We start from the raw sequence: 19,906 nt of genomic DNA, 5'->3' as shown, positions 1-19,906 counted from the left end.
CCGCGACCGCGCGGTCGGCGAGCCGATCGAGATCGCCAACGAGTTCTCCGAGGTACGGGTGGTCAAGACGGTGACCCGCAACGGCACCCGGCTGCTGATCGAGTCCCCCAAGTCCGGACAGTGGGTGACCCTCGACTCTCTCGAACTCGAAGCGCTCACCTGGCAGAACGAACGGACGCTCTCGGCCATGGTCGGCGAACCGTTCGCGCCGCTACTCCCCGACGAGGAGGCACCGTGAAAGAAGCACTCGACGACATCCGAGCCGTCGTCGTCGGCGGCGGCTCGGGCATCGGTCGCGCCGTGGTGGACGTGTTCGGCGAGCAGGGTGCGGCCGTCGCCGTGCTGGAACGCGACGAGGCCAAATGCTCACAGCTCTCCGAGGATTCGACCGCGATCTGCGTGGAACAGGTCGATGCGACCGACGCCGACGCCGTCGCCGCCGGTATCGACAGTGCCAGAGCATCGCTCGGCGGCGGGATCGACGTGGTGGTGAACTGCGTCGGGGTGTTCGACTTCTATCGCAAGCTCGCCGACATCCCCGCCGACGAACTCGACCGCGCCTTCGACGAGATGTTCGCGGTCAATGTCAAGTCGCAGTTGCACGTGGCCAAGGCCACCCATGACGCCCTGGCCGAGTCGAACGGCTGCATGATCCTCACCGAGTCGACCTCCGCGTACTACCCCGGCCGCGGCGGCACCCTCTACGTGTCCTCGAAGTTCGCCGTCCGCGGGCTGGTCACGGTGCTCGCCTACGAGTGGGCACCGCAGGTGCGGGTGAACGGGGTCGCGCCGGGCGGGACGCTGGGCACCGACCTGCGCGGCCTGAGCACGTTGGGACTCGATGACCGTCGCCTCGACAGTCCCGACCGTGCCGCGGAACTGGCCGCCAACAACCCGCTCGGGGTGGCCCTCGACAGTCGCGATCATGCACATGCCTACGTACATCTGGCATCTCGTCAGTCGCGTGGCATCACCGGATCGGTGATCCACAGCGACGGCGGCATGGCCGTGAAGACCAAATGACCGCCGTGACACCGACGGCGACAGAAGGGATGAACCGATGCCGATCGTGAAAGCCGACCTCGAGGCGTGCCAGGGCTACGCCAACTGTGTTGTCGGAGCGGAAGATGTCTTCGACCTCGACGATGACGGCAACGTCGTCGTGCTGCGCGCCGAGATCGACGAGGCCGACCGCGCCCGCGTGGAGACCGCGGCCAAGAGCTGCCCTGTCTCGGCGTTGCGCTTGGAGGACTCGTGACCGGCCATGCGGTGATCGTCGGCGCATCCGTCGCCGGCGTCCGGGTGGCACGCACACTGCGCGACGAGGGGTGGACGGGACCGATCACCCTGCTCGAGGCCGAGCAGCACATGCCCTACGACAAGCCCCCGTTGTCCAAGGCCGGGTTGCTCAGTGCCGACGACGTACCCGCACTGCTCACCGCCGACGACGTCGGCGCCCTCGACCTGGACCTTCGTCTGGGCTCCCGAGCGGCAGCGCTCGACCCGGCCACCGGCACCGTGACGCTGGCCGACGGGGAGGTCGTCGGCTACGACGCCCTGGTGCTCGCCACGGGAGCCGCGGCACGGCCCTCCCCCTGGTGTGCCGGGTCGCCGCGCGTCCATGTCATGCGTTCCCGCGACGACGCTCAGGCACTGCGCACCATGCTGGCGCCGGGCAATCGGTTGCTCATCATCGGTGCCGGTTTCATCGGGTCCGAGGTCGCCGGCTCGGCGCGATCGCAGGGCGTCGAGGTGACACTCGTCGATCCACAGCCGGTCCCGATGGCTCGCATCATGGGCGAGGCCGTGGGCCGGCGATTCGTCGACCTGCAACGCGACCACGGAGTCGATGTGCGACTCGGCGTAGGGGTCGAGCAGATCGACGATCGGGGAGAGCACGTCGTGGCAACCCTGACCGACGGAGCGCAGGTCGAGGCCGACGCCGTGCTGGTCGGCATCGGCGTCTCGTTGAACACCGCGTGGCTCGGCTCATCCGGACTCCCCATGGACAACGGTGTTCTCTGCGACGCCCAGTGCCGGGTGATCGGGTCGTCGAACATCTATGCGGCCGGCGATGTCTCACGGTGGCGCCACGAGCGCCACGGTCGCGACGTGCGGGTCGAGCACTGGACGAACGCGATCGAACAGGCGGCCGTCGTCGCCCACAACATCGCGCATCCCGACGACCTGCGAACGCACGCGCCCGTCGAGTACGTGTGGAGCGATCAGTACGACTGGAAGATCCAGATCGTCGGCACGCCGGCACCCGGCATCGAGCCGGTCGTCCTCGAGCCCGCCGGGACCGGGCGATTCGCCGCGATCTACGCCGACGCCGACAACGCACTGTGCGGGTCGGTGACCATCAACTGGGGACGGGCATCGGTGCTCGTCCGCAAGGCCCTGCGCGATCACGGCAGCGTCGAGGACGTACTGAGGACACTGAGCCCGCAGGTGGTGTCGTGACGATGACCGAGTCTCCCGCCGACGACCTCGGCGCGGTCCGCGAGCTCATCGCGACCGGATGCCGCGTGCTGGCGGCCCGCAACCTGGCACCCGGCATCCTCGGCCACATCAGCGTCCGCCTCGACGAGTCACGACTCGCGATCCGCTGCCGCGGTCCGCAGGAGCGTGGCCTCGCGTTCACGACCGCACATGACGTGCGTGTCGTGACCTTCGACGGAGAGGCCGGCGACCCCGGCGAGCTCGACGGCGGCTACACACCCCCGCACGAGCTGCCGCTGCACGCGGAGACGCTGCGCCGACGGGCCGACATCTCCTGCGTCGTCCACGCCCATCCCCCCTCGGTGGTCGCCGCCGACCTGGCCGATATCGAGATCCGCCCCATCGTGGGTGCCTACGACATCCCCGGTTCGGCGCTGGCCCGCGACGGCGTGCCCGTCTATCCACGCTCGGTGCTGATCCGGCGCACCGACCTCGCCGCAGAGATGGTGGCCCACCTGGGTGACAAGAGCGTGGTACTCCTGCGCGGCCATGGGATGACCGCGGTCGGCCGCTCCGTGGAAGAGGCCGTGCTGCGCGCCATCTCGATCAACTCGATCGCGGCGCTGTCACTGGACATCCGCCAGGCCGGCGGCGTGCTGACCGACATCGCCGACACGGACGTCGCCGAACTGCCCGATCTGGGTGGCTCGCTGAACACCAGCACCGCCTGGCGCCACGAGGTGGCCTCGCTTCCCGCCTGACCCGGACCTGCAGAGTGCGGTGAACGTCGCGGTTTCGGGCACGTTCACCGCACTCACACGACTCAGTGGAACGAGAAGGCGCTCTCGAAAGGTGTATTCGCAGAGCACCCCAGGCCGACGCGGCACGGCCTACCGTCGACGGAGAGACCCAGCGAAGGGAGAACACCATGGCGGCGACGATGACCGCACTGCTGACCGCGCCCGGCTCGGCGATCCCGCGGATCGCCGAGGTTCCGATGCCGGCGGCGGGCTCGGGCGAGATCCTGGTCCGCACGCGGGCCGTGTCGATCAACAACGCGGACATCGTGGCGGCCACCGACAGTCACATACCCGGTTTCGAGTTCAGCGGAGAGGTCGTCGCCACGGGCGACGGCGTGGACCCGGCCCTGATCGGTGCGGGCGTGGCCGGGGTGGGGGCAGCAGCGTTCGCAGAGTATGTCGCGGTGTCCCACCGCCATGTCATGTCCGTCCCGGATGGCGTCCGTGCCGACGTCGCGGCCGCCTGCCCCACCGCGCTGCTGACCGAGTACGGCGCGCTGCGACGTGCCGGCCTCGGCGGCGGTGAGACCGTCCTGATCACCGCGGCGACATCGGCCATCGGCCTGGTCGGAGTCCAGGTTGCCACCGAGCTCGGTGCCGGCCGCGTCATCGCCACGACTCGTCGGGAACCACGGCGGTCACTGCTGCAACGCGTCGGCGCCGACGATGTCATCGTGACCGAGACGCAGTCCCTGCCCGAGGCCGTCCAGGAGCTGACCGACGGACGCGGTGCCGATGTGGTGCTCGACCACATCGGCGGATCGGCCCTCGATGACGCCATCGCCGCTGCGCGGCCCGGCGGCCGGGTCATCAGCGTCGGTCGCCTCGCCGGACCGACCGCGGAGATCAACCTGTTCGCGCTGGCCCGCAGTGGTGCGACACTGCAGTCGGTGTCCTTCGGGTTCTCCCCGGTCGAGGTGATCGGCGAGTTGCTCGACGGGGTGACCCGAGATCTGCTGGATGCAGTCACCCAGGGACGCATCACGCCCGTCGTCGGACGACGCTGCACCTTCACCGAATTGCCCGAAGTGCTGGCCGACCTCGCCTCCGGCGCGACCGTCGACGGCAAGACGGTCGCGCTCCTCGACGTATCCGACGGCTGACCCCACCCCCGTCAACGGTTCGGCCTCCCCGAGTGGACTCGGGGAGGCCGAATGCCATTGTTAACGAACGTATTACCCGGCCGACGCCGCCACGGTCACTTTCCGCTGAACACCGGGAACGCACTGGCATCCCCGTAGTCCTCGATGCGCACGGCGCGCAGCGCATCCATGTCGGCATCGGAGATCACGAAGTCGATGTCGGCGTTGGAGCGCATGTGGTCCGGGTTGGCGGTCTTGGGCAGGGGCACCGCTCCGAGTTGCAGGTTGTAGCGGATGCACAGCTGCGGGATGCTGACCTCGTACCGCTCGGCCATCGCCGCGACGTCCTTGTTCTTGAGAACCTCGCCGTGGCCGATGGGCGAGTACCCCTCCACCAGGATGTTCTTGCTCTCGCAGTAGGCGATGAGCTCGGACGGGGTGTTGCCCACATGCACGAGAATCTGATTGACGTGCGGTGTCACGGTGCCGTTGGCGAGGATGTTCTCCAGATCGCCCTGCTCGAAGTTGGAGACCCCGATAGCACGCAGCTTGCCCGCCTTGTAAGCATCTTCGAACGCACGCCAGGCCTCCTGGTTGCCCTCGGCGTAGTCGCCACCACGCCAGTCAGCCCACGGCTGCGGGCTGTGGATCAGCATCAGATCGATGTAGTCGAGCCCCATCGTCTCCAGCGAGCCGTCGATGGCTTTGACGGCGTCGTCGTAGGTCTTGACCTCGGCCGCGAGCTTGGTGGAGACGAACAGCTCGTCGCGCGCCACGCCGCTCGTCCGAACGCCTTCGCCGACGCCGCGCTCGTTGCCGTAAGCCTGGGCGGTGTCGATGTTGCGGTAGCCGATCGTGATGGCGTCGCGCACCGCCTGGGCGGCCTTGTCGTCGTCGATGAACCAGGTGCCGAGGCCGAGCTTCGGGATCTGTACATCGTTGGACAGTGTGTAGGTCTCGTTCAGGACCATGGTCGTCACTCCCTTGTGATTGTCATCGTGTTGGTGGTTGTCGGTCATCTGTGCGGCAGCCGATGCTGCCGTCGTCTCGGTGCGCTCGGCGGGTGTGTCGAGCGCCGTGTGCGGTTCGGCAATGCTTCTCGATCACCAGGCGTAGGACTGCGGCGCCTCCCCGGGGCCGGGCCAGATGCGGTCGAGTTCGGCCAGCGTGTCGTCGTCGAGGACCGTCGACGCCACCGGAATGGTCGATTCCAGCTGCTCGACGGTGCGAGGCCCGGCGATCACCGCCGGCACCACAGGCTGGTGCAACAACCATGCCTGCGCCACCTGGGCCGGCGTGTGTCCCAGCTCCGCGCAGAGCTTTTCGTAGGCCTCGACCTGGTCGGCGTGGCGGCGCACTTCCTGCTGGGTGGCCGAGATCCTACGGCGGACGCCCTCGCCACCACGCGGGCCGGCCAGCATCCCACGAGCCAACGGGCTCCACGGCACCAGCCCGATCCCGTGATACCGCAGGGCGGGAATCAGTTCCTGCTCGACGGCCCGGTTGGCCAAGTTGTAGAAGCTCTGCTCGGAGACCAGTCCGAGGAAGTTCCTCGCCTGCGCGCTCATCTGGGCGGTCGCGACATCCCAGCCGGCGAAGTTGCTGGAGCCGACGTAGGTGATCTTCCCCTCGGCCACCAGCTGTTCCATGGCCTGCCAGATCTCGTCATACGGTGTCGCGCGATCGACGTGGTGCATCTGGTACAAGTCGATGTGATCGGTGCGCAGCCGTCGCAGACTCGCCTCACATGCGCGTTTGATGTGATAGGCGGACAACCGCCGATCATTCGGGCCGAGGCCCATCGGCTGGTAGACCTTGGTCGCCAGCACGATGTCGTCGCGGTGGCCGGACTTCTCCAACCACCGACCGATGATCTCCTCCGACGTCCCGAAACCCTTCTCCATGTCCGGTTTCTGCGGACCGCCGTAGACGTCGGCGGTATCGAAGTAATTGATGCCGTTCGCCACCGCGGTGTCCATGATCGCGAAGGCGTCGGCCTCATCGGTGGCGTCACCGAAGTTCATCGTTCCCAGGCCGACCCTGCTCACGAGCAGACCCGACCGTCCCAGATGTGCGTACTCCACAACGTCCTCCGATCTCACGCGCAGCGGCGCGTGTTCGCCGCCCGTAGTGGGTGCAACATCCACGCTAGGCATGTTGTGCCGATTCAGGGGCGCCCTGTTGGTACACCCTCGGCTGGACACCGTTGGCAACCGGCGACCGTCGGTTCCCGGTGCAGGAAGCGCCCCTGGTGATTCCTGTGAACTATTGGCCGACCGACCCTCGCGTCGCGGTAGGCATGGTCCATGGCATTCGTTGTTCACGGCGTTACCGGCGCGCAAGGTCGTCCAGTTCACTCTGCTCTGCAGTCAGGCGGCCACGAGGTGGTCGCCGCAGTGCGCACGCCTTCCGCACTCCCCGAAGGCACTCCCTCGGCCACGGTCGAACTCGCCGATGTCGATACCCTCACGCGGGCGTACTCACACGCAGACGGTGTGTTCATCCATCTGCCGATGGGATCTCCTCAACAGCTCTCGGTCTACGCAGAGGCCGTGGTGTCAGCGTTGTCGCAGGCACGTCCCGCGCGCGTCGTGATCTCCACCAGCGGTCACATCGTCGACGCTCCGGACAGCCCGCTGCAGGCCGCCGAGGACAGCCCCATCGTCACTCTCGTCGGCGGCGCGCAGGCGGCCGGGATCTCGACGGCGGTCGTCGTCTCGCGACTCTATCTCGAGAATCTGCTGCTCCCCGTCATCGCCGGTCCCATACGTGACGAGGGAGTGCTTCGCTACGCGATGGCGGACACCTTCCCGGTGTCCTGGTGCTCCCATCTCGACGTCGCCGATGCGGTCGCCCAGTTGCTGACGACCGACACAGACATCACCGGAACTGTTGCGGTAGGACATGATCCGGGTCTCGTGGGCCCTGATCTCGCGCACGGATTCGCGGCCCGGTTCGGCACCGAGGTCCGCTATCGCTCCATCACACCCGGCGAGTTCGGCGACCTCATCCTGCCGTTGTTCGGCCCGGACGCGAGCGCACCGGTGGTGGGCCTCTACGAGGCCCTGGCAACGCAGAGCGGCTACACCATCTCGCCGGAGAACAGCGCCCAGAAGCTACTCGGTCTCGAACCGCGCTCGGTCGGCACGTGGCTTGCGGACATCGGTATGTGACCAGCCTCGCCGAGCCTGAGCACCGAACAGGGAAGCTCGGACCGACATCGAACCACACCTACAGCCCGCTACGGTGGATCCCATGGACTACGGTCACGACTTGCGTTTCGGTTCCTTCATCACCCCGTCCGCCGAGAAACCGCAGAACACGGTCGACCTGGCCATCGCCTCCGAGCGCGCCGGACTCGATCTGGTGACCTTCCAGGACCACCCGTACCAACCGTCGTTCCTGGACACCTGGACACTGCTCGCCTATGTGGCCGCCCGGACCGAGCGAGTCATCCTGTCCCCCAACGTCGCCAACCTTCCGCTTCGCCCGCCTGCCGTCCTGGCGCGGGCCGCCGCATCCCTCGACCAGCTCTCCGGCGGGCGTGTCGAACTGGGTCTGGGTGCGGGCGCGTTCTGGGACGCGATCGCGGCGCTCGGCGGGCCCCGCCGTTCGCCGTCGGAGGCGGTCCGCGCGTTGCGCGAGGCAATCGGCGTCATGCGGTCCGCCTGGGGCGAGGGCTCCAACCGTCTCGACGGGTCGTTCTACTCGTTGCACGGTGCGAAGCCGGGTCCGGCGCCCGTGCACGACATCGGTATCTGGCTGGGCGCCTACAAGCCGCGGATGCTCGAACTCACCGGCGCACTGGCAGACGGGTGGCTGCCGTCGCTGGGCCGAATGAGCTCTGCGGAGATATCGGATGCCAACGAGCGCATCGACTCCGCCGCCCACGATGCCGGCCGGGAGCCCGCCGATGTCAGGCGGATCGCCAACGTCGGCGGCACCGTGGACCCCGCCGGCGTCGACGCATGGGTCGAACAACTCACCGCTCTCGCGCTCGACGACGGCTTCTCGACGTTCATCTTCGCCGACGACGACCCCGCGACCTACACGGTTGTGGGCGAACAGATCGCACCCGCCGTGCGCCGCGCCGTGGCCGACGCCCGCGGGTGACACCCCGTCGACCGTGGTCCGGCTTGGGCATCAATCACGCCGGGGCTCGAACAGCGTGAACCCGCGCCCTCGGTTGCCGGTGCCTGCCCGACGTCGTGTCAGTTGCCCAGCCCCACCTCGGAGGCCCACAGCGCCACCTGGGTACGCGAGGAGAAGTCCAGCTTCGCAAGGATGTTGCCCACATGTGTGCGCGCCGTACGTTCGCTGATGACCAGCCGCGCAGCGATCTCATGGTTGGACAATCCGTGGCTGAGGAGACCGGCGATCTCGCGTTCACGCGGAGTGAGGACGTCCACCGAACGTCCGTCGGCCTGCAACGGCCGCGCCAGGCTGCTGGTGACCGCCGGCGCGATCGGCATCTCGCCGCGCCGGATCCTGCGGATCGCCGACACGAGCTCGTCAGGACTGGCGTCCTTGAGCAGATAGCCACGACAGCCCGCCGAGATCGCACTGCGCACCAACTGGATCTCGTCGAAGCTGGTCAGCACCAACACGGCCACACCCGGATGCTCGGCGCTCATGCGAGCGATGGTGGTCGGACCGTCCATCTTCGGCATACGCATGTCCACCACGGCGATGTCCGGCAGTGCATCCGCCGCGGCGAGTTCGTCGAGTACCGCGAGCGCCTCGACCCCGTCAGCGGCTTCGCCGGAGACATAGATGTCGTCGAACATCTCCAACAGGGACCGAATCCCCTCGCGGACAACGACATGGTCGTCGACGATCATGACACCGATCCGTATGGCCTCGTCGGGCACCGGGCTCCCCTCCATGTTGCGCATGCTGCGAAGCGTCACGCGTGCGCTCCCGATGGTTCCGTGAGGGACACAGTCGGCATCACGACCTCCAGACGGACCGTGGTACCCGTCGGGACACTGGTCAACATGAGGTCCGCTCCGATCTCCGATGCCCGTTCACGCATGGCGGCGATGCCGATGTGGCCCGGACGCTCGGCCGAGACGTCGAAACCCACACCGTCGTCGACGATTTCCAGAACCAGGTGGCCGACACCGTTGCGCCAGTCCGGGCTGAGCCGAACGGCCAGGCGCGACGCCTTGGCGTGGTCGACGCTGTTGGCGATGGCTTCGCGCGCGATCTGGTAGATCTTCACCTCCGTGTCGCGGTCGAAGTTCGGCATCTCGCCGGACAACCGCACCTCGACGAAGATGGCGTCCCGATCCGACACCGCCTCGGCGTATCGCTTTATCGCGTTGGCGAGGTCGTTGTCACGGAGATCGGTCGGACGCAGATGCATGATCAGCGCCCGCATGTCCTCGACCGCGCGGTCCACCGTGCCCTCCATCGCCGCCAACCCCGGCCGGAGCTTTCCCGTGCTGTCCTCGGTGCGTTCCGCCGCGATCTGCAATGCCTTGGTACGCATCTTCATCGAGAACAACGACTGCGACACGGCGTCGTGGATCTCGCGGGCCATGCGGTTGCGTTCCTCCTGCGCCACCTTGTCCCTCGTCTCGGCGAGCAGCCTGGCCGTGTTGATGGCGATCGCGCCGTGATCGGCCATCGCCGTCAGGAAGGTGGTGTCCGACGAGTCGGGTTGTCTGCTGTCGGTGTAGAGGGCCGTCAACACGCCGACGCGCTCACCGCGTAGTTCGAGCGGAATCGTCACGAGCGTGGTCCAGCCGGCGATCTCGGTCATCTGGACGAAGGGCTTGAACCGCGGGTCACCGGCCAGCGTGCGCGCGACGTCGCGGGTGATGTTGACGCGCGCACGGTATGCCTCCAGCGAGACCAGCGGAGCGCGCAGGGCGATCGCCTCATTGATGTGATCGACGTAGCCTTCGGGGTAGCCGGCCGCACCGAACAACTCCACCGAGTCGCCCAGCCGTGACACCAATGCGATCCCACACGCGTTCGCCTGGCTCGCGATCAGCACTTCCTCGGCCAAATGGTCGAGAACCACCTGCAGCGGCCCCTCCAATGCGATCGCCGCAGCGGCCCTCGCGAAGGCGTCGAGCCGTCGGCCCCGCAAACCGTCCTCGCAATCTGCGCAACTCGCATTAGCGGAAGTGACATTCGACACAGACCGATTGTACGTGCCCGCCACAGGGCCGGCCCAGCCCGCCGATACCGCCTTCGGGTCGACGATTACCCAGGTCACGAACCTTCTGGCCGAACTCGGTCATTTGTCGCAGCCAGAGCTCGGTCATCTGACGCTGGGTCGCGGAGGTTAGCAGCAATACAGTCGGAGGTAGCACGTGACCTTCGTCACGTCACCAGGTCGACAGGCGCGGAACGCCACGAGTCAGATGACAAGGAAGTGACCATGAAGCTGCAGGTAGACACCGCCCGCTGCCAAGCGACCGCCATGTGCCTGGCCGTCGCGCCCGAACTGTTCGACCTCGGGCCGAGCGGTATCGCCGAGGTGCTGATCGACCCCGTCGGCCCGGACCTCGCGGGCACCGCCGAGGACGCTGTGCTCGCCTGTCCCACCGCGGCGATCACGCTCGTGCACGACTGAACAGGCCGCAACCGATGCGGCCGTCTCCTCAACAGCCGCGACTTCCGAAGGAGTTTGACGATGACCACCGAAGCACCCGAGACCATCCGGCTCACCCGCGGTAACCACGTGACCGCCCCTCTTCTCGACGCCATGGCGATCAGCAGCGCCACTCTCCCATCGATCGATCTGGAGGCGTCGAGGATCTTCTACGAAGAGGCCCTCGGCTTCGAGGTGGCCCCGATGGGTCCGAATCGGCTCGTCGTCAGGCTCGGCACCGATCACGTGTACGAGGTGGAGAAGGTCGACGAGCCGCTCGAGATGCCGATCCTGCGGCACAACGGCTTCCAGACCAGAGGCGATGCGGTTGCCGAGCATGCGCGGCTCTCGGAACGCAAGGAGCACTACGGGATCAAGAAGATGACCAAACCGATGGTCATGCACGGCACGTTCGGGTTCTACTTCCAGGACCGGGACAACAACTGGTGGGAGTGCAACCTCGCCATCGACGGTCCGATGGACAAAGACCTGAAGGACTACACCGACCGTCCGGATATGAGCGCCGAGGAGGCGCGCGTGCACTTTGCTCCCGGGGTCGACATCCTCGCCGAACGGATCTCCGCATACAAGCAAGAGCATGAACGCGAGGATTACGTCCCCAAGCCTGCTGTCTTCCAGAGCATCCGGATCTCGCATGGGACGCTGGAGGTCAACAACCTGCAGAAGACGCGGGACTTCTACGAGAAGGTGCTCGGATTCCAGATGATGCAGCAGTCCCCGGTGTCGATGATGGCGGGACTCGGCACCGAACACCGCTATGTGGCTGTGGCATCCAATGATCCGCAGATGGAACACGGCATGCGTAACCGCTTGCTCTTCGACTCCGAAGCCAAGTTGCGCGACGCACACAAGACACTCGGTGAACTGACCGAATTCCCCATCCACGACCTCACCGAGCCCACGACGGATGCGTTCGGACGTCTTGCTGTCGAGTTCCGCGACCTGGACAACAATTGGTGGGAGTTGGACTACGACCCCAAAGGCCCGCCGTCCTACTACTTCGCCTGACTGACGGCGACCGATGGTGCCCCGGCCGTGACGGCCGGGGCACCGTCGACTGACGCGCCACTCGATAACTCGGTGACGACGACGTCGACCGCACGGCCACTCAGAGGAAAAGATCGGGTTCGAGACTCGCCTCGTCCGCGCCGTCCACCGCGTACCTGCCGAGATCGTGGATGCCTGCTGCGCGCAGTAGGTCCGCATCCACGTAACAGTTTCCGGTGGCGACGGACCCATCGGTCTCCCGTGATGTCAGCGCGATCATCGCGGCATCGGCCATGATCTCCGGACGTCGGGCCGCCCGCATCCCGGCATTGCCGGCGACCACGTTCTGCACGGCAGCGGTCGCGATCAGGGTGGCCGGCCACAGACAGTTCGCACTGACACCGGTGCCCCGCATCTGCTCGGCGACGCCGAGCGTGAGCAGCGTCATCGCATACTTGCTGGTGGTGTACGGGGCATACTCGCGCAGCCACCGCGGGTCGGGGTTCAGTGGCGGCGACAACGTCAGCACACGTCCGTCACCCGATGCCTGCAGGTGTGGGAGGGCGGCGCTGGTCAGCAGGAACGTCCCGCGTACGTTCACGTCGAACATCAGGTCGAAGCGCTTGAGCGGCAGCTCGCCGAACCCGGTGAGCGCGATGGCCGAGGCATTGTTGACGACGATGTCGATACCACCGAAGGTGTCGACGGTCTGCGCGACCGCATCGGTCACGGTTAATTCGTCCCGGATGTCCCCGACGATGGGGAGCACCCGTCCGCCGACGGCCTCGATCTCGGCGGCGGTCGCCTGTACGGTGCCGGGCAGCCGAGGGTCCGGTGACTCGGTCTTGGCCACGAACGCCACGTTGGCGCCCGACGTCGCTGCGGCCACCGCGATCGCGAGTCCGATCCCTCGACTCCCGCCGGACATCAGCAGTGTGCGGCCCGCCAGTGGCCGGCTCTCTCCCGCACCGCGCTCGGCGGTCTTGCTGTCATCACCGGCGACGGAGCGGCTCGTCATGGTTCTCCCTCAGGATGGTCGGAGATGGAATAGGCAGTGTCGGAAAGATTCCGGGAGCCGTTCTGCCGCTCACCGTCCGACGCTCGCTTTGATCTTCGGTCGGCACGCACGCCAGATGCATCGGGCAACCGACCATCTGATGGTGGGTCAAAGGACGTACCCGGTCCCGCCGCACCCCGCCGCCGCGATGCGGGACACCAGGTCATTTGACTCTGGTCGCACTCGTCATCTGTCGGTGGTCGACTCGCGCGTGGCTCGATAGCGTCGCGCCTAGAGAGTGATGCAGGTCACGCAGAAGGCAATCCGTTGCGTCCCCACCACCATGAACGGCCCCACAACACAGGAGTCTCACGATGATCAACACAGACACGGCGCCGTGCACGGTGTCCGAGGTACCCGGCCTGCCCCAGGCCTTCGCCGACACCTTCACCAGCCATCTGGTGGATGTCGACGGACACCGGCTGCACGCCGTCGTCGGCGGCAATGGCCCTGCGGTCCTGCTGCTGCCGGCCTGGCCGGAGTTCTGGTACGGCTGGCGTCTCGTGATGCCGATTCTGGCACAACGATTCACCGTCGTGGCCGCCGACCTGCGCGGGGTGGGCGCGAGCGACAAGCCGGCCACCGGCTACGACGCGGCCACCCTCGCCGACGACATGGCAGGACTGATGGAGTCGCTGGGACATGACCACTACGCCGTGGTCGGCCACGACCTGGGCATGATCGTGGGCTACGCGCTCGCGGCTCGCCATCGTGATCGGGTCACCCACCTGGCGGTCGGCGAGGCGATCCTTCCCGGACTGTCGCCGTCACCACCGCTGTTCGCAGACGAGATGAGCAACGAGATGTTGTGGCACTTCGCATTCAACCGCCTCGGCGAGATCAACGAGAAGATGGTGGCCGGACGTGAAGAGATCTACTTCGGCCACCAGTTCACGTCCAAGGCGGCCACCCCCGACGCCATCCCGGAACACGCGATCGAGACCTACGTCGCAGCGCTGCGCGACCCGGCGGCCCTGCACGCGAGCTTCCAGTTCTACCGCGAACTCATGTCGCCGGAAACGTCGGCACAAATGGTCGGATTCCAGCAGGAGGGACCGCTGAAGATGCCCGTCCTGGCCCTCGGCGGGGCACAGAGTCTGGGCGCAGGGGTGGAGCAGATGATGAGCCAAGTGGCCGACGACGTCGCCGGAGTGGTCCTCCCGGGCGGGCACTTCCCACACGAGGAGTCACCGGCCGAAACCGCGCAGGCCGTGCTCGAGTTCCTCGGGCAGGCGTGAACGCCGGGGCAACCGCAGCCCGCCGGGCTTCATTCGCCGTACGATGAATCATGTGACCGGAATCACAGCGCAGACCCGAGTGGGCACATCGACGCCCGGACCGGCACACGACCGCATCGTCGCGGCCTTCGCCCGCGCTGCCTCCACCATTGCGTGCGAAGGGTCGCTGCAGACCGTGCTCGACCGTCTCGCGGAGGAGGTGCTGAGCGCGAGCAACGCCACAGCGTGCGCACTACTGCTGATCTCCCGGTTCGAGGATTCGGTGGAGCTGTTCGGATCGGCCGGCTACCCGGACGGATTCCTCGAGCAGATCAACGAGTCGATGGCACTGCGGACACCCTTGGTGTCGTTGGAGGCGTACCGCTCACGGGCGCGGGTCTCACGGGACATGGCCGGCATGCTCGGCAGCGATCCGCGCTTCGCGCCGTACACCGAGATGGCGCGCAGCGCGGGGTGGACCAGTATCGTGTCGATCCCGCTGGTGGTGCGCGAGGAGCAGGTGGGGGCCATGACAGTCATCTACGGTGACGAACGGGAGCCGGACGAGTCCGAGATCTCGTTCCTCACCGCCATGGCCGATCACGGCGCCATCGCGGTGCACACCGCGCGGCTGCTCGCCGAGTCCACGCAGCGGGCTGCGCTCGAAGAGCGCAACCGGGTCGCCCGCGACATCCACGACGCCGTGTCGCAATCCCTGTTCTCCATGCGAATGCAGGCCACAGCGCTGCTGATCACGGCCGAGCGCACCGACGATCCGACCGTTCCCGGTCTGCAGGATCTCACGTCGGTGGTGGATCGGACCGTCCATGACATGCGGGCGCTCATCATGCATCTGCGCCCACCGGATCTGCACGATGTCGGCGTCGCCGAGGCCATCGAGAGATTCACCATGGCCATCTGTGACCGTGCGGCATGCCGGGTGGAGTTCCACGCTGCCGGCGACCTTCCGCGGTTGTCGTCGACCACGGAGATGGAGATCTACCTCATCGCCCGCGAGGCGATCGGGAACGCCGCCAACCACGCACAGGCCTCCCGGATAACCGTCGACCTCGGACCGATCTGGCGCGATGGCGGACGGCTCCTGCGCCTGAACGTCTGCGACGACGGGATCGGCTTCGACCCGGAACTCGACAGACCCGATCGTCTCGGCGTCGCCAGCATGCGCTCGCGCGCGGCCGAACTCGGTGGGCGCCTGAGCATCACCAGCACCGGTGCCGGCACCACCATCGACCTGGAGGTCCCCGCTCCGATGACGCGAACCGAGCGCCCCTGATGTCGGAGGATCGCACCGCCGGGCCTGCCGCCGATCACGGGCAGGACCCGATCCACGTCCTGATCGTCGATGACCATGCCGTGGTCCGCACCGGCATCCGATCGCTGCTGGAGGTGTTCGACGACATCGTCGTCGACGGCGATGCGGCCAACGGCCGCGAGGCCCTGGCGGTGCTGAACACCTTTGCCACCCGCGGGCGGCTACCCGACATCGCGATCGTCGACATGCGGATGCCCGGGATGGACGGCGTGGCGACGATCGAGCAGATCTCCGCGCGGTATCCGAGCGTGGCGGTTCTCGTCCTGACGAGCTACACCGACGGGCAGTCGGTCCGCAGCGCGATCGCCGCCGGATGCCGCGGATACCTGTTGAAGGATGCCAGTCCGGATGAACTCGTCTCCGCGATTCACCGGATCCGGGGTGGGGAGATGCCCATCGACCCCGCTGTCACCGACGTTCTCGCCCGGCCTCTGCAATCCGAGCACCGCGCCATCGATCTGCTGACTGCACGCGAGCGTGAGGTCGCGGTCCTGCTGGCCGCCGGCATGTCCAATCAGGACATCGCCACACGCCTCGTGATCAGCGAACGCACCGCCCGGACCCACGTCGGGAACATCCTCGCCAAACTGAACGTGTCGTCACGCACCCAGGCCGCGCTCGTGGCCGCGCAGGCCGGGCTGACCTCTGGCGACTGATTCGACCACCAGGTCACGACTCGCGATCGGCCAGGCGCCAGGCCGCCGGTCTTCAAGGGCGCTGGGCCTCAAGCGCATGATCCCGCTGCGGGGTTGGTGGGCAAAGCCGATGACGCAGGGGAACCAGGTCATTTGACGCCAGTCGGATCGGTCATCCGGCCGTCGCCCGGGTCGGCGATCCGCCGATACGTTGACCACGTGCACGTGATCCAGGACACACTTCGCCGGGATGGCGAAACGGCCACGTACGCAACGATGTCCGACAAATCGAAAGTGAAGTGAGAACCATGCCAGGACGCGTCGAGGGCAAAGTCGCCTTCATCACCGGTGCCGCACGCGGACAGGGCCGGAGCCATGCCATCCGCCTGGCACAGGAGGGTGCCGACATCATCGCGATCGACATCGCGGCCCAGATCGACACCGTGCCCTACCCGATGGCGACCCCGGAGGATCTCGCCGAGACCGTACGGCAGGTCCAGTCCCTGGGCCGCACGATCGTCGCGACCCGGGCCGATGTCCGCGACTACGACGCCGTGAAGGCGGCCGTCGACGACGGCGTCGCCCAGTTCGGCCGGTTGGACATCGTCGTCTCCAACGCCGGCATCGCCAGCTATGCACCGATCGACCAGATCAGCGAGGCGTCCTGGAAGGACATGATCGACGTCCAGCTCAACGGCATGTGGCATGTGGCCAAGGCATCGATCCCGCACCTGCGCAGCACCGGCGGCGGATCGATCATCCTGACCAGCTCCGATGCCGGGCTCTACGCCATCCCGAACGGCGGGCACTACAACTCCGCGAAACACGGCGTGGCCGGACTCATGAAGACACTGGCGCTCGAGCTGGCACCCGACAACATCCGGGCCAATACACTGCACCCCTGCATGGTCGACACCCCGATGATCGACAACGAGGCGATCTTCCGACTGTTCCGTCCTGACCTGGAGAACCCGACGAAGGAGGACCTGACGGTTCCCGCGATGGGACTCAACGCGCTGCCGATCCCGTGGGTCGAGGCAGTGGACATCTCGAATGCCGTGCTCTGGTTGGCATCCGACGAAGCCCGCTACGTGACGGGCGCGGAACTGCCCATCGATGCCGGGTCGAACCTGAAGAACTGACCGCGGGCGGGGCCTGCATCCCCACCGCCACCCGTGACGGTTCTGCGTTCACTCCGCCGGCACGGGCCCTGTCCGTGCCAGTGGGAGTTCGACGCGCACCTCGGTGCCGGCCGCCGAGCTGGTGATGGCGATCTCGGCACCGATCTCCGCGGCTCGCGACCTCATGTTCTGGACACCCATGTGCCCCTGGGGAACCGTGTCGAGATCGAACCCTCGTCCGTCATCGCTGATCTCGAGGTACAGGAGTTCGGTTCCGTTGCGCCACATAGGCCCCACCTCGACCGACAGGCGGGATGCGCGGGCGTGGTCGACGCAGTTCGCGATCGCCTCACGTGCGATGTGGTAGATCTGTACCTCGATCTCGCCGGCCAGCACGGGGAGGGCGTCAACCGACCGAACCTTCACCGCCGGAGCGTCGCCGTCGCTGATGATTTCCGCATAGCGCCTGATGGCATCGACGAGATCGGCGCCGCGGAGGTCGGATGGCTGTAGGTGCAGAACGAGCGCGCGCATGTCCTCGACCGCGCGATCAGCGGTCGACTCCAGAGTGGCCAGGCCCGAGAGGAGGGCCCCCTCGGGGTCAGATCTGTTCGCGATGATCTGCAGTGCCTTGGTACGCAATCGAATCGAGAAGAGCGACTGCGCCACGACATCGTGGATGTCACGAGCCATCCGGTTTCGTTCCTCCAGCGCAGCCTTCTCCTCCGCCTCCGCCAACAACCGAGCGGTGTGGATCGCGATCGCACCGTGATCCGCCATCGCTTCGAGGAACGCTATCTCCACATCGTCGGGCTCGGTCGTCGCGCTGTATATCGCGGTGAGTACACCGACACGGTCGTTGCGCACCATCAGCGGAATCGACACCAGCGTGGTCCAATCCGCTTCGCGGATCAGATCGCCGAGAGCGGCGAATCGCGGATCCCTGTCGACGATGTTCCTGATGCCGCGAATGATCTCGACCCGGGACCGATAGGCCTCCAACGAGATCAACGGCGCACGGGCGGCCAGGACATCATTGAGCCGGTCGACGTAACCATCCGGATATCCCGCCGATCCGTACATCTGCACCGAGTTCTCCGTCTGGGAGACGATGATCATCGCGCACGACGTCGCGCGACTCGCCGACAAGACCTCCGCTGCGAGGTCATCCAGCACCTCCTGCAGCGATCCCTCCCAGGCGATGGTCGATGCGGCCCGCGCGAAGGCGGCGACCATCCGGGCACGCATCGGTTCCGTCGGGTCGACCGGCACCTCATCGTTTGTGATCGGCGTCACTCCGACGATGCTACGCGGCTGCCGCCCGGATCGACGACGCGTCCGCGAGCGCCGTCATCGCCCGTATGCGTCATTTGACTCGGTCGGAGATCGGTCATTCGTAGCTGCTCATCACCGCATGAGCGAAATACTCTCGACCTCGAGTGACGCACATCACTCACTTCGGATTCCCGGATCGGCCACGGTCACGCCCCACCTTCTCGGACGCCGATCACCGCGACCCGACGTGACGCACTGCGCCCCAAACGATTCACCAACAGCCCGACCCAGCAGCGCAGACACTCTCTGCGCGAGCACATCACAGCGAGGAGAACGACGTGACCGAGAATGCGATGCCCGTGGTCCAAGTGGCCTTCACCGCCCTGGACGCCCCCGGCACGGCCGCCTGGTACGAGAGCATGTTCGGCTACCGACCCGCGGGGTCGATCACCGGCACCTCCGGAGACGATGTCGCCGAGATGATGGCGCTGCCCGACGTCCATTGCGACATGCATTGGTTGGTCGACTCCAACGACTTCTTCCAGCTCGAGATCTTCCGGTTTCACCAGCCCGTCTCGTCGCCCGCGGAACGGTCCCCCGACAGCCTCGGCTGGTCGATGGTCGGGCTGCGCGTGGCCGACCTCGACGAGGTCCTCGCCCGGTTGCGCGACTCCGGCGCACATGTGGGCCCCGTGCACGGTGCGGCGGGCGCACGGCGAGTGTGCACCCGCGATCCCGAAGGGGTGTGGCTCGAGCTCCGCGAGCGCGATTCGCGATCCGGTGACGCACGCGACGTTCGGGCCACCCCGGTGTCCACCGCGTTCGTCCGGGCAGTGGTCACCGACCTCGACGCGGCGGCCGCCTTCTTCTCCGACACCCTCGGGCTCCGCGACACCGGCAGCACCTTGCACACCGACGCCGACGAAGCCCTGTGGGGGTCCGCTCCGACACGCACCGACACCCTCGTGTTGTCGGCCGACGGCCGCGACACCGGGATCGTGATCGAACTCGTGCACTATCCCGACCGGGTCGCCCGCCCCCTGCCCGACGGGTACCGGATCAGCGATCGGGGCATCTTGAACGTCGCGTTCGGGTCGCGGGAGGTCAACGACTACGACGCGGTGATCGCACGGCTCGACGGCAACGGCTACCCGATCAACGGCGAGTTGGCGATCGGGCCGGCCCGCAGTTCCTACGCCAACGGCGCCGACGGCCTCAGCGTGGAGTTGCTGACGATCCCCGATCCGGAGATCGAGCAACAGTTCGGTTTCACCCTCGCCGCCCAGACGACCGACGTTTCCTGACCAGAGAATCCCACACAGACAGAAG

General features: G+C 66.9%; 21 protein-coding genes. 15 read left to right on the top strand and 6 right to left on the bottom strand.

All coding sequences use genetic code 11. From position 1 onward, the window contains the following. Positions 1-25 precede the first annotated feature (25 nt). The 6 genes from V1Y59_RS13220 (at position 26) to V1Y59_RS13195 (ending at position 4,345) form a co-directional block, all read left to right on the top strand. Positions 26-238 (top strand): dihydrodiol dehydrogenase, encoded by a 213-nt coding sequence (locus tag V1Y59_RS13220; protein WP_431309169.1) that lies wholly within the window; start codon positions 26-28, stop codon positions 236-238. Continuing rightward, positions 235-1,023 carry an SDR family oxidoreductase gene (locus V1Y59_RS13215; RefSeq protein WP_330505432.1) on the top strand — a complete coding sequence of 263 codons (789 nt, stop codon included), beginning with the start codon at positions 235-237 and terminating at the stop codon, positions 1,021-1,023. Before V1Y59_RS13220 ends, V1Y59_RS13215 begins: the two co-directional genes overlap by 4 nt. A gap of 37 nt (positions 1,024-1,060) precedes the next feature. Continuing rightward, complete coding sequence (locus V1Y59_RS13210) at positions 1,061-1,258, top strand: ferredoxin (RefSeq protein ID WP_330505431.1); 198 nt, start codon at positions 1,061-1,063, stop codon at positions 1,256-1,258. After that, positions 1,255-2,463 (top strand): NAD(P)/FAD-dependent oxidoreductase, encoded by a 1,209-nt coding sequence (locus V1Y59_RS13205; RefSeq protein WP_330505430.1) that lies wholly within the window; start codon positions 1,255-1,257, stop codon positions 2,461-2,463. The genes V1Y59_RS13210 and V1Y59_RS13205 overlap by 4 nt, the downstream gene beginning before the upstream one ends. A 2-nt stretch (positions 2,464-2,465) precedes the next feature. After that, positions 2,466-3,203 carry a 3,4-dihydroxyphthalate decarboxylase gene (phtC, locus tag V1Y59_RS13200; RefSeq protein WP_330505429.1) on the top strand — a complete coding sequence of 246 codons (738 nt, stop codon included), beginning with the start codon at positions 2,466-2,468 and terminating at the stop codon, positions 3,201-3,203. A gap of 167 nt (positions 3,204-3,370) precedes the next feature. Beyond that, on the top strand, positions 3,371-4,345 hold the full coding sequence (locus V1Y59_RS13195) for a quinone oxidoreductase family protein (protein ID WP_330505428.1): 975 nt from the start codon (positions 3,371-3,373) through the stop codon (positions 4,343-4,345). A 95-nt stretch (positions 4,346-4,440) separates the two neighbouring features. On the opposite strand, the gene V1Y59_RS13190 is transcribed toward V1Y59_RS13195, so the two are convergent. Both V1Y59_RS13190 and V1Y59_RS13185 read right to left on the bottom strand, forming a co-directional pair. Next, positions 4,441-5,295, bottom strand: coding sequence for an aldo/keto reductase (locus V1Y59_RS13190; RefSeq protein WP_330505427.1), 855 nt, complete (start codon positions 5,293-5,295; stop codon positions 4,441-4,443). Positions 5,296-5,427: 132 nt separating this feature from the next. After that, complete coding sequence (locus tag V1Y59_RS13185; RefSeq protein ID WP_330505426.1) at positions 5,428-6,408, bottom strand: aldo/keto reductase; 981 nt, start codon at positions 6,406-6,408, stop codon at positions 5,428-5,430. Positions 6,409-6,630: 222 nt separating this feature from the next. On the opposite strand from V1Y59_RS13185, the gene V1Y59_RS13180 reads away from it, so the two are divergent. After that, on the top strand, positions 6,631-7,497 hold the full coding sequence (locus V1Y59_RS13180; protein WP_330505425.1) for an SDR family oxidoreductase: 867 nt from the start codon (positions 6,631-6,633) through the stop codon (positions 7,495-7,497). Positions 7,498-7,579: 82 nt separating this feature from the next. Next, positions 7,580-8,437 (top strand): LLM class flavin-dependent oxidoreductase, encoded by an 858-nt coding sequence (locus tag V1Y59_RS13175; protein WP_330505424.1) that lies wholly within the window; start codon positions 7,580-7,582, stop codon positions 8,435-8,437. 98 nt (positions 8,438-8,535) lie between these two features. Here the strand turns inward: V1Y59_RS13175 and V1Y59_RS13170 are convergent, their stop codons facing one another. Continuing rightward, on the bottom strand, positions 8,536-9,234 hold the full coding sequence (locus V1Y59_RS13170; RefSeq protein ID WP_330505423.1) for a response regulator transcription factor: 699 nt from the start codon (positions 9,232-9,234) through the stop codon (positions 8,536-8,538). Beyond that, a complete protein-coding gene (locus V1Y59_RS13165; RefSeq protein ID WP_330505422.1) occupies positions 9,231-10,475 on the bottom strand; it encodes a GAF domain-containing sensor histidine kinase in 1,245 nt (414 codons plus the stop codon). The genes V1Y59_RS13170 and V1Y59_RS13165 overlap by 4 nt, the downstream gene beginning before the upstream one ends. Before the next feature lie 243 nt (positions 10,476-10,718). Between V1Y59_RS13165 and V1Y59_RS13160 the strand changes: the two genes are divergently transcribed. Continuing rightward, positions 10,719-10,913 (top strand): ferredoxin, encoded by a 195-nt coding sequence (locus V1Y59_RS13160; RefSeq protein ID WP_330505421.1) that lies wholly within the window; start codon positions 10,719-10,721, stop codon positions 10,911-10,913. 60 nt (positions 10,914-10,973) lie between these two features. Next, entirely contained in the window at positions 10,974-11,960 is a 987-nt protein-coding gene (locus tag V1Y59_RS13155) for a VOC family protein (RefSeq protein WP_330505420.1), read from the top strand. A 100-nt stretch (positions 11,961-12,060) separates the two neighbouring features. Here the strand turns inward: V1Y59_RS13155 and V1Y59_RS13150 are convergent, their stop codons facing one another. Further along, positions 12,061-12,957: an SDR family oxidoreductase gene (locus V1Y59_RS13150; RefSeq protein WP_330505419.1), complete on the bottom strand. Its 897-nt coding sequence runs from the start codon at positions 12,955-12,957 to the stop codon at positions 12,061-12,063. 353 nt (positions 12,958-13,310) lie between these two features. On the opposite strand from V1Y59_RS13150, the gene V1Y59_RS13145 reads away from it, so the two are divergent. From V1Y59_RS13145 to V1Y59_RS13130, 4 genes are all read left to right on the top strand, one after another. Then, positions 13,311-14,234 carry an alpha/beta fold hydrolase gene (locus tag V1Y59_RS13145; RefSeq protein WP_330505418.1) on the top strand — a complete coding sequence of 308 codons (924 nt, stop codon included), beginning with the start codon at positions 13,311-13,313 and terminating at the stop codon, positions 14,232-14,234. Between the two features lie 52 nt (positions 14,235-14,286). Further along, a complete protein-coding gene (locus V1Y59_RS13140) occupies positions 14,287-15,507 on the top strand; it encodes a GAF domain-containing sensor histidine kinase (protein ID WP_330505417.1) in 1,221 nt (406 codons plus the stop codon). Next, the gene (locus V1Y59_RS13135) at positions 15,507-16,202 is read left to right on the top strand and encodes a response regulator transcription factor (protein ID WP_330505416.1); all 696 of its coding nucleotides are present in this window, start codon (positions 15,507-15,509) and stop codon (positions 16,200-16,202) included. The genes V1Y59_RS13140 and V1Y59_RS13135 overlap by 1 nt, the downstream gene beginning before the upstream one ends. A gap of 287 nt (positions 16,203-16,489) precedes the next feature. Continuing rightward, positions 16,490-17,323 carry a mycofactocin-coupled SDR family oxidoreductase gene (locus V1Y59_RS13130; protein ID WP_330505415.1) on the top strand — a complete coding sequence of 278 codons (834 nt, stop codon included), beginning with the start codon at positions 16,490-16,492 and terminating at the stop codon, positions 17,321-17,323. Positions 17,324-17,371: 48 nt separating this feature from the next. On the opposite strand, the gene V1Y59_RS13125 is transcribed toward V1Y59_RS13130, so the two are convergent. Continuing rightward, positions 17,372-18,598, bottom strand: coding sequence for a GAF domain-containing sensor histidine kinase (locus tag V1Y59_RS13125; RefSeq protein ID WP_330505414.1), 1,227 nt, complete (start codon positions 18,596-18,598; stop codon positions 17,372-17,374). A gap of 317 nt (positions 18,599-18,915) precedes the next feature. Between V1Y59_RS13125 and V1Y59_RS13120 the strand changes: the two genes are divergently transcribed. Further along, on the top strand, positions 18,916-19,881 hold the full coding sequence (locus tag V1Y59_RS13120) for a VOC family protein (RefSeq protein WP_330505413.1): 966 nt from the start codon (positions 18,916-18,918) through the stop codon (positions 19,879-19,881). The last annotated feature ends 25 nt before the right edge of the window (positions 19,882-19,906 follow it).

The sequence above is a fragment of the Gordonia prachuapensis genome, from assembly GCF_036350515.1.
Lineage (GTDB): Bacteria > Actinomycetota > Actinomycetes > Mycobacteriales > Mycobacteriaceae > Gordonia > Gordonia prachuapensis.
Note: the sequence above shows the minus strand (reverse complement) of the source record. Positions and strands in the feature narration are given on the sequence as shown.

What these genes read in the sequence shown, in the direction of transcription:
- V1Y59_RS13130 (WP_330505415.1), top strand. Translation starts at nt 16,490, where the DNA reads ATGCCAGGACGCGTCGAGGGCAAAGTCGCCTTCATCACCGGTGCCGCA.
- V1Y59_RS13210 (WP_330505431.1), top strand. Translation starts at nt 1,061, where the DNA reads ATGCCGATCGTGAAAGCCGACCTCGAGGCGTGCCAGGGCTACGCCAAC.
- V1Y59_RS13135 (WP_330505416.1), top strand. Translation starts at nt 15,507, where the DNA reads ATGTCGGAGGATCGCACCGCCGGGCCTGCCGCCGATCACGGGCAGGAC.
- V1Y59_RS13195 (WP_330505428.1), top strand. Translation starts at nt 3,371, where the DNA reads ATGGCGGCGACGATGACCGCACTGCTGACCGCGCCCGGCTCGGCGATC.
- V1Y59_RS13160 (WP_330505421.1), top strand. Translation starts at nt 10,719, where the DNA reads ATGAAGCTGCAGGTAGACACCGCCCGCTGCCAAGCGACCGCCATGTGC.
- V1Y59_RS13150 (WP_330505419.1), bottom strand. Translation starts at nt 12,957, where the DNA reads ATGACGAGCCGCTCCGTCGCCGGTGATGACAGCAAGACCGCCGAGCGC.
- V1Y59_RS13155 (WP_330505420.1), top strand. Translation starts at nt 10,974, where the DNA reads ATGACCACCGAAGCACCCGAGACCATCCGGCTCACCCGCGGTAACCAC.
- V1Y59_RS13145 (WP_330505418.1), top strand. Translation starts at nt 13,311, where the DNA reads ATGATCAACACAGACACGGCGCCGTGCACGGTGTCCGAGGTACCCGGC.
- V1Y59_RS13180 (WP_330505425.1), top strand. Translation starts at nt 6,631, where the DNA reads ATGGCATTCGTTGTTCACGGCGTTACCGGCGCGCAAGGTCGTCCAGTT.
- V1Y59_RS13175 (WP_330505424.1), top strand. Translation starts at nt 7,580, where the DNA reads ATGGACTACGGTCACGACTTGCGTTTCGGTTCCTTCATCACCCCGTCC.
- phtC (WP_330505429.1), top strand. Translation starts at nt 2,466, where the DNA reads ATGACCGAGTCTCCCGCCGACGACCTCGGCGCGGTCCGCGAGCTCATC.
- V1Y59_RS13190 (WP_330505427.1), bottom strand. Translation starts at nt 5,295, where the DNA reads ATGGTCCTGAACGAGACCTACACACTGTCCAACGATGTACAGATCCCG.